This window comes from Streptomyces sp. NPDC127084 (assembly GCF_042724175.1).
Classification (GTDB): Bacteria; Actinomycetota; Actinomycetes; order Streptomycetales; family Streptomycetaceae; genus Streptomyces.
Genome location: NZ_JBHXFA010000091.1, coordinates 1 through 12256 on the forward strand (window position 1 = coordinate 1; position 12256 = coordinate 12256).

Genomic DNA, 12256 nt, shown 5'->3' on the forward strand with positions numbered 1-12256 from the left:
AGGTCACCGCCGGGCGCCGCGCCCTGCCGTCACACTGAACCCACCGCGCTGCCCGCGCACGTCACACCAACGCGCCCCCGAGACGTTCGGCGAACTCGTCGGGCACGTCGTTGAAGTAGAAGTGACCCCCCTGGAAGACGTGCACGTCGGCCGCGGCGTTGGTGTGCTCCGCCCAGGCCTCGGAGTCGGCGAGCGGCACCCTGGGGTCGCTGTCGGGGGCGAAGACCGAAACCGGACAGTCCAGCTTGACGTCCGTGCCGGCCCGATAAGGCTCGATCATCCGCAGATCGGCGCGGATGGCGGGCAGGATGAGCTCGGCGACCTCCGGGTGGTCGTTCAGCACGTCCTGGGTGCCACCGAGACCCATGATCCCGGCGAGCACACCGGCGTCGTCCAGATGGCGCAGCCCCATGTCGACGCGCCGGGACGGCGCCACGCACGCGGAGGCGATCAGCCGCTCAGGGCCATGGCCCCCGGCCCGTTCCGCGCGCAGCGCCACCTCGAACGCGGCGACCGCCCCCATGCTGTGGCCGAAGAAATACGGGCGCTGCCCCAGGATCGGCCCCAGCGCCTCGTGGATCTTGTCCGCCAGCGTGTCCATGGACGTCAGCGGCGCGTCGGACAGCCTGTCGGCCCGCCCCGGGTACTGCACCACCGAGACCTGGACATCCGACCGGCTCGTGCTCAGGGCCGCCGAAAGGGCGTAGTAGTAGCTCGCCGAACCGCCCGCGTGCGGGAAGCAGACCAACTGCCGCTCCGCCTCCGGCACCGGGTGGAAAACGTGGACCCATTCGCTCGGGTCCTGCCTTGACTGGCCCACGTCGCTCCCTCCCGGACTTCTCGTGGCCCGAGCTTCGCACACCATGATCAGAAATGCCTCTTGATCGGAAGCCTCGTTCCCCGGAGGCTCTGATCAGCCAGGGCGCTCAGCCGATCCCCGCTTGGTTGCGAGGGGTCGGCATCAGGCGGACTCTGGAGCTGATGAGGCAGGCCGGTGAGGGCACCATGAGCTACGTGAGGAAGGCGACTGGGGACATCGACTTCCGTGGTCCGCTGGACGTCACGAAGGCCGCCACGTGCGTACTCGATGCCCATGACACGGTGATCGGCTGGAGTCCCGCGGCCGGCGAACTCCTCGGCTATCCGACCGAGGAGATCATCGGCCGACCCGTCGCCACCTTTCTGGAAAGCGCCGCCCTCGCGGACGTCTCAGCGGGCGAACGCCGACGCGGTGCATGCGTCGGCGTGCACCGTGACGGTCACCGAGTGCGCCTCGTCGCCACGGTCTGCGCGCTGTCCGGGGCCGGGCCGGCGCAGCGGATCCTCGTAGCGGCGGAATACGCACCGCTCAGGGAGTGGGAAACCCAGCTCGCGATGCTGCAGGGCCTTGCCACGCAGTCACCCGTCGGCCTCGCCACCTACGACACAGAGCTCCGCCTCATGTGGTGCAACGCGGTCTCCGAGGACGAACTCGGCCAGCCCCTCGAAGAGGTGCGCGGCGAGCTGGCCGGGGATCTCTACCCCCTGGGCCACTTCGTGACGCCGGGCTATCCGGACACCCTCGACGAGGTCATGCACCAGGTGCTGGATACCGGGGAGCCGATCCTGGACCTGCACTTCCGGGGCGAACAGCCCAGCGACCCCGGGCGGGAGCACGTCTGGTCCTGCTCGTACTACCGGATCCAGGGCACGGACGGTCAGGTGTTCGGACTCTGTGAGGACGCCTTCGACATCACGGACCGCTACCGGGCGCAGCAGCAGTTGAGCCTGCTGGTCGAGGCAGGCCGCCGGGTCGGAACGACCCTCGATGTGATCGTCACCGCCGATGAGCTGGCGGCGGTGGCGGTGTCCGGGTTCGCCGACCTGGTCGAGGTCGATCTCGCTCCCGCGGTGCTGGACGGCGAGATGCCCGATGCCGCAGGTCCGGCGGGCACCGAACTGATGCGCACCGCCGCACGCTCGGAAGCGTCCGGCGGCACCACGGACACCGCGGTCGCCCGCAGCCGCCCGCCCTCCCCGGTGGACTATCCGCCTGGCTCGCCCCAGTACCGCAGCCTCTCCTCGGGTGGACTCGTGCTCGTGGACGACACACTCGTCGTGCCGTTGCGGGTCGGCGGCAGCGCGATCGGGCTGGTCACCTTCGTACGCCGAGACGGATCCGACCTCTTCGACAGCGGCGCCGTCGCGCTCGCGGACGAACTGGTCACCCGTGCCGCCGTGTCGATCGACAACGCCCGCCGCTACACCCGGGAACGTTCGGCGGCACTCGCCCTCCAGCGGCAGCTCCTGCCGCGGCACCTCCCGGCGAACTCTGCGGTCGACGTGGCGCATCGCTATCTGCCCACGGACGACCTGAGCGGTGTGGGCGGCGACTGGTTCGACGTCATCCCCCTGTCCGGCACCAGAGTCGGGCTGGTCGTCGGCGATGTCGTCGGTCATGGGCTGCACGCCGCGGCCACCATGGGACGGCTGCGTACGACGGTCCGTGCCCTCGCGCCCACCGATCTTCCGCCGGAAGAACTGCTGAAACGGCTGGACGACCTCGTGGGGCAGTCGGCGGTCGACTCAGGTGACGACGCGGGCGCCCTCACCGGTGACGACGACGTGGCCACCGGCGCCACCTGCCTCTACGCCGTGTACGACCCCGTGTCACGGCGCTGCACCATGGCCCGTGCCGGGCATCTGCCGCCCGCGATCGTGCGCCCGGACGGGCAGGTCAGCTTCCCCGACCTGCCGGCAGGTCCCCCGCTCGGCCTCGGCGGACTGCCCTTCGAGTCCCATGAGCTCGAACTGCCCGTCGGAAGCCTGATCGCCCTCTTCACGGACGGCCTCGTGGAGGCACGCGACCGGGACATCGACAAGGGCCTGGAGACCCTGGGCCGAGTCCTCAGCGAAGGCGCCGGCTCTCTTGAGGACCTCTGCGACCGCGCCATCTGCGAGCTCCTCCCGGGCAGTATGACCACGGACGACACGGCGCTCCTGCTGGTCCGCACCCGTGAACTCGACAGCCGCAGGATCGCCACCTGGAACCTGCCGGCGGAGCCGCTCGCCGCCGGCCGTGCCAGGGAGCTGATCGCGGAACGGCTGCGTGACTGGGACCTGGACGAGCTGGTGTTCCCCACCGAGCTCATCGCCAGCGAACTGGTCACCAACGCGGTCAGACATGCTGAGGGCCCGCTCCACCTGCGGCTCATCCTGGACCGCACGCTGGTGTGCGAGGTCGCGGACGGCGGCCACACGGCACCCCATCTTCGGCACAGCGCGGACGACGACGAGGGCGGGCGCGGTCTGTTCATCGTCGCCCAGCTCGTACTGCGCTGGGGGACGCGCTACAGCGACTGGGGCAAGGCGATCTGGACCGAGCAGACACTGCCCCGGGCGGAACGGGCAGGCTGACCGGCGGGGGATACCCACTGGTCGGAAAGAAGGGCTCATCGCGGGCCCATCGAGGGCCCATCGAGAGGTTTCACCGAGGCAACCGGACCGCGCACGGCCCGAGCGCCCCGCACCTGGCAAGCTGTGGCCGACGGCCATCCGCTGTCGCCGACCCGCGTCCGAACTGCGTCCGACATGGGTCCGACCCACCGTCATCACCGACCTGCGAGGAACATTGCCCGCGAACACCGGCCTGGACATCCGCCCCCTGGCCCCGGCCGACCGAGCCGCCTGGGAGCCGTTGTGGAAGGCGTATCTGGACTTCTACGACCATGTACTCCCGCCCGCGGTCACCGATCTGACCTGGTCCCGCTTCAGCGATCCGGCGGAACCCATGGGCGCGCTGGGTGCGTGGTCCGACGGCGCTCTGGCCGGCGTCTGCCACCACGTCCTGCACCGTTCCACCTGGGCCGCGGGTACCTACTGCTATCTGGAGGACCTCTTCACGACTCCCGGGTCCCGGGGCCGCGGGGTGGGCAGGGCGCTCATCGAGGCGACCGCCGCCGCGGCCAGGGAGGCGGGAGCCGAGAAGCTCTACTGGCAGACGCACAGCGGCAACACGACCGCGCGCGCCCTCTACGACCGGGTGGCCCGGCACGAGGGCTTCGTCGTCTACGAACGGCCGCTCACATGACGGCGCGCCACACGGCGGAGTCGGATGCCGGGGCGGCGATACGGCGTGTCGAGGGACACCGCCGCCGCTTCGACGTGTGCTTCGAGGCGTACTTCGACTCCCTCGCGCGGCAACTCGACACGCCGCCGATGAGCCGCTTCACGCCCCGCTGCCTGGAACTGCTCAGGGATCTCTCCCTGCGCGGCGGCAACCGGCTACGGGTCGCCCTCCTGTACGAAGCCGCCCGGCTGGTGACCCCCGGCGACGTGCCCGGCCTGGAGCCGGCGGCACTCAGCATCGAACTGCTCCAGACACACGGGCTCATCCACGACGACATCATCGACGACTCACCCGTCCGCCGTGGCGGCCCTTCCACGTACTACGCCTACCGCGACGAACACCCGGACCGCCCCGGGACCGCACTGGGACTGGCCGTACTCGCGGGTGACCTGGCGGCGTTCCTGTCCGTACGCGTGCTCCTGGACGCCGGCCTTCCCGCGCGGCTCTGCCAGTCCCTGATGGACGTTCACCTGCGCGCCGCCACCGAGACCGTCACCGGCCAGGTCGTGGACCTGGAGCGCGATCTGCACGCCGTACCGGGCGAGGAACTGCTGCACACGGTGACCGACTACAAGAGCGCCCGCTACTCGATCCTGGCGCCGCTGCGGATGGGACTGCTGGCCGCGGGCGAGGACCCGGCGCCCTATGACCGGACACTGAGCCGCTACGCACGGCTCGCCGGCATCGGCGGACAACTGCGCGACGACTACCTCGATCTCTTCGGCACCGAGGAGGCACAGGCCAAGTCGGCCGGTTCCGACATCAGGGCGGGCCGCCGCAGCTATGCCGTCAGCGCCGTCCTGGCCGCTGCGACGCCGACGGAGTCGGCCCTGGTGGAAGCCGCGCTGGGGGACCCCGGCTGCCCGGACGAGACCATCGGGCGCGTCCGGGCCATCGCCCGCCGCCACGGTGTGGACGACCGCCTCCGCGCCGACATGCGCCGCCATGCCCAGGCCGCCGCGACCGAGACCAGCCGCTGGCCGCGCCACTGGCGCCCGGAAGCCGTCGGTTTCTTCCGGCGGCTGCCGCTGTGGGCCGTGAGCCGGCTGCCGTGACGAGCGCCCGCACCATGCCCCTTATGTCGTCTGTATCCGGAAAGGGGGCATCCTTGTAAGAGGGGGCCATGGTGATGGAAATCCGCCCGGAGGGGTGATCAGATGCCAGCCACCGGGTCGCGTTCGCGCTACGCGCCGGATCGGGCGCTCACTACCCGCATGGTGAGCACGATGTTCCTGATCGGGCTGCTGTACGTCGTCTTCGTGGGCGTCCTGCTCGCCGTGCTGCGCGACTCCTGGGGGATCGTCCTGCTGCTCGCGGGCGGTCTCTTCATCGCGCAGTTCTGGTTCAGCGACCGGATCGCCGCCCGCGCCATGGGCGCCCGCGAGGTCACCCCCGAGCAGGCACCGGAGCTGCACGGGGTGGTCGACCGCGTCTGCGCGCTCGCCGACATGCCCAAGCCGCGGGTGGCGATCGCCGACAGTGACGTCCCGAACGCCTTCGCCACAGGGCGGAACGAGAAGACCGCCCTCATCTGCGCCAGCACCGGGCTGCTGCGGCGGCTGGAGCCGGAGGAGCTGGAGGGCGTCCTCGCCCATGAGCTGTCCCATGTCGCCCACCGCGATGTGGTCGTGATGACCATCGCCTCTTTCCTGGGGGTCCTCTCCGGTGTGATGATCCGCGTCTGGCTCTACAGCGGTCTCGGGCGCAACAGCCGCGATGCCGGTACCGCTATCGTGGCCTTGGTGGTTCCCCTGGTCAGCGCGGCCGTCTATGTGGTCAGCTTTTTGCTGACGCGGCTGCTCTCGCGCTATCGCGAGCTGTCCGCCGACCGTGCCGCGGCACTGCTGACGGGACGCCCGTCGGCGCTTGCCTCCGCGCTGGTCAAGGTGTCCGGCGAGATGGCCCGGATCCCGACCCGGGATCTGCGGAAAGCGGAGCCGTTCAACGCCTTCTGGTTCGCGCCCGCGCTCCCGACCGGGGCGAGCCTGAGCCGGCTGCTCTCCTCGCATCCCACGCTGGAGCAGCGCCTGGACCAGTTGGGCCGGATCTCCAGGGAGCTCGGCCGCTGACGCCGCCGATCACCGCCATGGGCTTCCTCGACGCCATACTCGGCCGCAGCAAGCCGGTGAGCCCCGACCTCGACCAGCTGTTCGGGCTGCCGGCCGCCGCGATCACACTCCAGGCGGGTGCCGGATTCCTGCCCACCGGGCGCGGATCGGTCTGCTTCGCCGGCGTCGAGGGCGGCGCCTTCGCCAGGATCCAGGACGGCGTACGGGAGCTCCTCGACGCCGACGCGACCCGCACCGGGCTCCCCGTCGCCTATGAACGGGACGCGTACGGATACACCTGGCTCGTCACCCGCCGCCCCGCCGACGACACGGTCTCGCTCGTCAACGACCTGCATGCGGTCAACACCCTGCTCGAAGAGGCGGGCTTCGGACCGCAGCTCCTCTGCACGGTCGTCGGCTTCCATGACGCTCCCGCGGACCACGACCACAGCCGCGTGCTCGCGCTGGTCTACCTCTACAAGAGGGGCGCCTTCTATCCCTTCGCCCCACTCCACGGAGCCCACGAGAGACGTGACAATGCGCTCGAACTCCAGGTCAGGGCGCTGCTCGCGGATGATCTGCGGATCGAGCCCGAGCTGGACCGCTGGTTCCCCGTATGGGGCGCACCCGGGCTCGGTGCATAGGCTCGCCCGGCAGGCGTGCGGCTCGGTGGCGGGGCCGGGCGCGGTGGTGGTTGTCGGGGGCGCGGTGGTCGGGCGCCGGGTGAGCCCCGTCTCATCGGGACACCGCCTCTTGCCTTATGCAACGAGTTGCATAAGATCGGCGCCATGGCCCTCGACCACGCGATTCTCGTCTCCCTGCTGGAGAGTCCGGGCTCCGGCTATGAGCTCGCCCGCCGGTTCGAGCGGTCCTTCGGCTACTTCTGGACCGCCACCCACCAGCAGATCTACCGCGTCCTCAAACGCATGGAAGGCGACGGACTGCTCGTCGTCCGCGACGTGACGCAGCAGGGGCGGCCGGACAAGAAGGAGTACTCGGTCGCGGAGCCCGGCCGAGTCGAGCTCTCCCGGTGGCTGCACCAGCCGATCGAACCCGAGAGCGTAAGGCATGAGCTCGCCGTGAAGATCCGTGGCGCCGCCTTCGACGACCCCGCCGCGCTGATCCGCGAGGTCGAGCGGCACCGCCAGGGGCACCGGGACCGCCTCGCGCGCTACCTCTCCGGCGAGGCCCGCGACTTCACCGGACCCGACGCCCCCAGCCCACTGGACGCCGGCCGGGAACTCCAGCACGTCGTGCTGCGCGGCGGAATCGCGTACGAGCACATGACCATCGACTGGCTCGACGACGTGCTCGCCACCCTGCACCGACTCGGCGCTTCCCGCAATTCCCCCTGAAGCGCCGCCGTATCCCCCAGCCGCAGTCCGCACCACACGCAACCGTCATCGTCCGAACCCGACACACGGAAGGCGACCATCCATGGCCGACCCGCTGCTGTTCAACCCCCGCACCTACGACCCGGCGCACTTCGACCCCGAGACCCGCCGGCTGCTGCGCGCCACGGTCGACTGGTTCGAGGAGCGCGGCAAGCGCAAGCTGATAGAGGACTACCGCACCCGTACCTGGCTCGCCGACTTCCTCGACTTCTCCGCCAAGGAAGGCCTCTTCGCCACGTTCCTCACCCCGGCCGCCGCCGCGGGCGACGAGAACCAGCGCTGGGACACGGCCCGGATCGCCGCGCTCAACGAGATCTTCGGCTTCTACGGGCTCGACTACTGGTACGCCTGGCAGGTGACCATCCTCGGCCTCGGCCCGGTCTGGCAGAGCGACAACGAGGCGGCCCGCGCCCGTGCGGCCGAACTGCTCGGCCAGGGTGAGGTGTTCGCCTTCGGTCTGTCGGAGAAGGAGCACGGCGCCGACATCTACTCCACCGACATGCTGCTGGAGCCGGACGGCGACGGCGGCTTCCGCGCCACCGGCTCCAAGTACTACATCGGCAACGGCAACGCGGCCGGCCTCGTGTCGGTCTTCGGCCGCCGCACCGATGTCGAAGGCCCCGACGGATACGTCTTCTTCGCCGCCGACAGCCGTCACCCGGCCTACCACCTGGTGAAGAACGTCGTCGACTCCTCGAAGTACGTGAGCGAGTTCCGGCTGGAGAACTACCCGGTCGCACCCGAGGACATCCTGCACACTGGCCGCGCCGCCTTCGACGCCGCGCTGAACACCGTCAACGTCGGCAAGTTCAACCTGTGCACCGCCTCGATCGGCATCTGCGAGCACGCGATGTACGAGGCCGTCACCCACGCGCACAACCGCATCCTCTACGGCCGCCCCGTGACCGCCTTCCCGCACGTGCGCCGTGAGCTCGCCGACGCCTACGTCCGGCTGGTCGGGATGAAGATGTTCAGCGACCGCGCCGTCGACTACTTCCGCTCCGCGGGTCCCGACGACCGCCGCTACCTGCTGTTCAACCCGATGACCAAGATGAAGGTCACCACCGAGGGCGAGAAGGTCATCGACCTCATGTGGGACGTGATCGCGGCCAAGGGCTTCGAGAAGGACACCTACTTCGCGCAGGCCTCCTCCGAGATCCGGGGACTGCCGAAGCTGGAGGGCACGGTCCACGTCAACCTGGCACTGATCCTCAAGTTCATGGGCAACCACCTGCTGGCGCCGGCGGAGTACCCCGAGGTGCCGACCCGCCTCGACGCCGCCGACGACGACTTCCTCTTCCGGCAGGGCCCCGCCCGCGGTCTGGGCTCCGTGCGCTTCCACGACTGGCGCCCGGCCTACGACGGCTACGCCCACGTCCCCAACGTCGCCCGCTTCCGCGAGCAGGCCGACGCCCTGTGCGAGTTCGTCACCACCGCCGCCCCCGACGAGCGGCAGAGCCGTGACCTCGATCTGCTGCTCGCCGTCGGCCAGCTCTTCGCCCTGGTCGTGCACGGCCAGCTGATCCTGGAGCAGGCCCGGCTCACGGCGCTGGACGAGGACGTGCTCGACGAGCTGTTCGCGGTCCTCGTCCGCGACTTCTCGGCGCACGCGGTCGAGCTGCACGGCAAGGACTCCGCCAACGAGCAGCAGCAGCGCTGGGCGCTCGGCGCGGTACGCCGTCCCGTCGTGGACGAGGCCCGTTCGGCGCGTGTCTGGGCGCGGGTCGAGGCGCTGTCGGGTGCGTACGAGATGGCCCCGTAACGCCTGACCCCACCCCCGACGCCACCGCCCCCGGGACCCGGCCAAGGGCCCCTGGACCGCCCGCACCGTCCGGCGGACCAGGGGCCCCTCGCATGCCCGGCGCAGACCGAGGGGCCTGTGTGACCTATGGGGTCCAAGCGGTGTGACGGGGGGCACCTACAAGATCCAAAGGTGGGCGGGTTAGCATATGAGCACCGCCTAGCTCGAAAGATAATCCTGTGACTGTCAACGAGGACTCGTTCACAAACTGGAAGAACCGCGAGGAGATCGCGGAGTCGATGATCCCGATCATCGGGAAGCTGCACCGGGAGCGGGACGTCACCGTCCTCCTTCATAGCCGCTCCCTGGTGAACAAGTCGGTGGTCAGCATCCTGAAGACGCACCGGTTCGCACGGCAGATCGCGGGCGAGGAGCTCTCGGTCACCGACACCCTGCCGTTCCTCCAGGCGCTCACCACGCTCGATCTCGGCCCTTCCCAGATCGACATCGGCATGCTCGCCGCGACCCACAAGGCCGACGACCGCGGCCTGTCGGCCGCGGAGTTCACCGCGGATGGCGGCGCCGGCCGCCGGCCCCACGGGGGCCAACAAGATCGAGCGCCGCGAGGGACGCGACGTCGTGCTGTACGGCTTCGGCCGTATCGGCCGGCTCGTCGCCCGCCTGCTGATCGAGAAGGCCGGCTCCGGCAACGGACTGCGGCTGCGCGCCATCGTCGTCCGCCGGGGCGGTGACCAGGACATCGTCAAGCGCGCCTCGCTGCTGCGCCGGGACTCCATCCACGGCCAGTTCCAGGGCACGATCACCGTCGACGAGGCGAACAGCACGATCGTCGCCAACGGCAACGAGATCAAGGTCATCTACGCCGGTGACCCGTCGGAGGTCGACTACACGGCCTACGGCATCAAGGACGCCATCCTCATCGACAACACGGGCAAGTGGCGGGACCGCGAGGGCCTGTCCAAGCACCTGCGCCCCGGTATCGACAAGGTCGTGCTGACGGCCCCCGGCAAGGGCGACGTCCCCAACATCGTGCACGGCGTCAACCACGACACGATCAAGCCGGACGAGCAGATCCTGTCCTGCGCGTCCTGCACCACCAACGCGATCGTCCCGCCGCTCAAGGCGATGGCGGACGAGTACGGTGTGCTGCGCGGACATGTGGAGACCGTCCACTCGTTCACCAACGACCAGAACCTGCTGGACAACTACCACAAGGCCGACCGCCGTGGCCGCTCGGCGCCGCTCAACATGGTCATCACCGAGACCGGCGCAGCCTCCGCTGTCGCCAAGGCGCTGCCCGAGCTCAAGGCCCCCATCACCGGCAGCTCCATCCGGGTGCCGGTGCCGGATGTCTCGATCGCGATCCTCAGCCTGCGGCTCGGCCGCGAAGCCACCCGCGAGGAGGTCCTCGACTACCTCCGCAAGGTCTCGCTGACCTCGCCGCTGAAGCGCCAGATCGACTTCACCAGTGCCCCCGACGCGGTCAGCAACGACTTCATCGGCTCGCGTCACGCCTCGATCGTCGACGCAGGCGCCACCAAGGTCGACGGCGACAACGCGATCCTCTACCTCTGGTACGACAACGAGTTCGGCTACTCGTGCCAGGTCATCCGGGTCGTGCAGCACGTCTCCGGGGTGGAGTACCCGACCTACCCGGCTCCCGTGGTCTGACCCGGGTCCCCATACCGCTGGGCGGTGACCGATCCGAAAGGGGACCGGTCACCGCCCTCGGTGTTTCCCGTCCGCTGCTCTCAGAGCCGGGCGGAGGCGCCGTCGCCGATCAGCACCGAGAGGTCCACGCTCTGCGCCATACGCGCGTACCCGGCGTCGTTGGGGTGGAGATGGTCGCCCGAGTCATAGGCCGGATCAAGCCGGCCCGGGGCGTACGGGTCGCGCAGGGCCCGGTCGAAATCGAGCACGGCGTCGAAGACCGCGCCCTCGCGGATCGCCGCGTTCACCTCCTGCCGCACGGCCTCCAGAGCGGGGGTGTGGCGGCGGTGGCCCCCGAACGGCATCAGCGTGGCGCCGACCACCCGCAGCCCGCGGGCCCGCGCACGCTCGGCGAGCGTCCGCAGCGCGGCCGTGAGCTCCCCGGGGCCCGCGGGGCGTGGCGGCCTGATGATGTCGTTGATGCCCAGGTCGATGACCACGACCCGCACACCGGGCCGGTCGAGCACATCGCGCTCGAAGCGGGAGAGCCCGCTCGGCCCGGTGCCGTCGCTGAGGGCTCGGTTGCCGCTGATGCCCTGGTTCACCACCCCGTACCCCCAGCGGCCGGCACGCAGCCGTGCGGCCAGCCGGTCCGGCCACCGGCGGTCCGTGTCCGGAGTCGAACCAGCACCGTCGGTGAGCGAGTCGCCGATCGCGACCACCGTGCCGCGGACGGACTGACCGAGCACGTCGACTGCCGTCAGATACTGCCAGGACGAGATACGCCGGGTGTACGCGGCGCCGTCCGCGTCCCGCGTGCGGTCCCCGACGGCCAGATACGACGTCTGGTGGGCCCGCCAGTGCAGGGTGACCATGCCCGGTCCCGGCGCGGCGACGTACACCGTGACCAGCAGGCGTCCGTCCTCGGGAACAGGGAGTGGCGCGGCATCGCTGACCACATGCCCGCCCACCGGTATCGCGACTGACCGCTGCCCGTCGAACCGCACCTCCCGCAGGGTGCCGGGCAGGGCCTCGGCGCCGCGGCCGGCGACGGCGACACTCGCGCCCCCGACGTGCAGCGGGGCGGTACCGAAGAGATTGGACAGCGTGATACGTGCTTGGCCGCCGCCGACACTGGTGTGCACGACATTGCGCACGGAGTACGCCCCGGCAGGAGCCGCGACGGCCTTCCCCGGCGCGGCCGACCAGGTACCGGGCCCCCCCCCCCCAGCCCATGGGCGAGCCGGGGCCGCCCCCCGCGTGACCGGCCGCGAGATAGCCCGCTCGTGTACTG

Annotated in this window: 9 protein-coding genes and 1 pseudogene; 8 read left to right on the forward strand and 2 right to left on the reverse strand. The window is 70.3% G+C overall.

The genetic code is table 11. The features are described 5' to 3' along the window. Positions 1-61: 61 nt before the first annotated feature. Complete coding sequence (locus ACFWI9_RS21050; RefSeq protein WP_387164100.1) at positions 62-820, reverse strand: thioesterase II family protein; 759 nt, start codon at positions 818-820, stop codon at positions 62-64. Between the two features lie 185 nt (positions 821-1005). Here ACFWI9_RS21050 and ACFWI9_RS21055 point away from each other — a divergent pair, with 185 nt between their 5' ends. The 8 genes and pseudogenes from ACFWI9_RS21055 (at position 1006) to ACFWI9_RS21090 (ending at position 10983) form a co-directional block, all read left to right on the forward strand. Next, entirely contained in the window at positions 1006-3396 is a 2391-nt protein-coding gene (locus ACFWI9_RS21055; RefSeq protein WP_387164147.1) for a SpoIIE family protein phosphatase, read from the forward strand. 214 nt (positions 3397-3610) lie between these two features. Further along, a complete protein-coding gene (locus ACFWI9_RS21060) occupies positions 3611-4069 on the forward strand; it encodes a GNAT family N-acetyltransferase (RefSeq protein ID WP_387164101.1) in 459 nt (152 codons plus the stop codon). Beyond that, positions 4066-5163 (forward strand): polyprenyl synthetase family protein, encoded by a 1098-nt coding sequence (locus tag ACFWI9_RS21065; protein WP_387164103.1) that lies wholly within the window; start codon positions 4066-4068, stop codon positions 5161-5163. The genes ACFWI9_RS21060 and ACFWI9_RS21065 overlap by 4 nt, the downstream gene beginning before the upstream one ends. A 102-nt stretch (positions 5164-5265) precedes the next feature. Further along, a complete protein-coding gene (gene htpX, locus ACFWI9_RS21070; protein WP_387164104.1) occupies positions 5266-6177 on the forward strand; it encodes a zinc metalloprotease HtpX in 912 nt (303 codons plus the stop codon). A 17-nt stretch (positions 6178-6194) separates the two neighbouring features. Further along, positions 6195-6800: a hypothetical protein gene (locus ACFWI9_RS21075; RefSeq protein ID WP_387164106.1), complete on the forward strand. Its 606-nt coding sequence runs from the start codon at positions 6195-6197 to the stop codon at positions 6798-6800. 144 nt (positions 6801-6944) lie between these two features. Then, positions 6945-7511 carry a PadR family transcriptional regulator gene (locus ACFWI9_RS21080; protein ID WP_387164108.1) on the forward strand — a complete coding sequence of 189 codons (567 nt, stop codon included), beginning with the start codon at positions 6945-6947 and terminating at the stop codon, positions 7509-7511. Positions 7512-7593: 82 nt separating this feature from the next. Further along, positions 7594-9312 (forward strand): acyl-CoA dehydrogenase family protein, encoded by a 1719-nt coding sequence (locus tag ACFWI9_RS21085; RefSeq protein ID WP_387164110.1) that lies wholly within the window; start codon positions 7594-7596, stop codon positions 9310-9312. A gap of 218 nt (positions 9313-9530) precedes the next feature. After that, positions 9531-10983, forward strand: a pseudogene (locus tag ACFWI9_RS21090) (glyceraldehyde-3-phosphate dehydrogenase). Between the two features lie 80 nt (positions 10984-11063). On the opposite strand, the gene ACFWI9_RS21095 reads toward ACFWI9_RS21090, so the two are convergent. Further along, positions 11064-12119: an SGNH/GDSL hydrolase family protein gene (locus ACFWI9_RS21095; protein WP_387164112.1), complete on the reverse strand. Its 1056-nt coding sequence runs from the start codon at positions 12117-12119 to the stop codon at positions 11064-11066. Positions 12120-12256: the final 137 nt, after the last annotated feature.

What these genes read in the sequence shown, in the direction of transcription:
- ACFWI9_RS21065 (WP_387164103.1), top strand. Translation starts at nt 4,066, where the DNA reads ATGACGGCGCGCCACACGGCGGAGTCGGATGCCGGGGCGGCGATACGG.
- ACFWI9_RS21085 (WP_387164110.1), top strand. Translation starts at nt 7,594, where the DNA reads ATGGCCGACCCGCTGCTGTTCAACCCCCGCACCTACGACCCGGCGCAC.
- ACFWI9_RS21055 (WP_387164147.1), top strand. Translation starts at nt 1,006, where the DNA reads ATGAGCTACGTGAGGAAGGCGACTGGGGACATCGACTTCCGTGGTCCG.
- ACFWI9_RS21075 (WP_387164106.1), top strand. Translation starts at nt 6,195, where the DNA reads ATGGGCTTCCTCGACGCCATACTCGGCCGCAGCAAGCCGGTGAGCCCC.
- ACFWI9_RS21080 (WP_387164108.1), top strand. Translation starts at nt 6,945, where the DNA reads ATGGCCCTCGACCACGCGATTCTCGTCTCCCTGCTGGAGAGTCCGGGC.
- htpX (WP_387164104.1), top strand. Translation starts at nt 5,266, where the DNA reads ATGCCAGCCACCGGGTCGCGTTCGCGCTACGCGCCGGATCGGGCGCTC.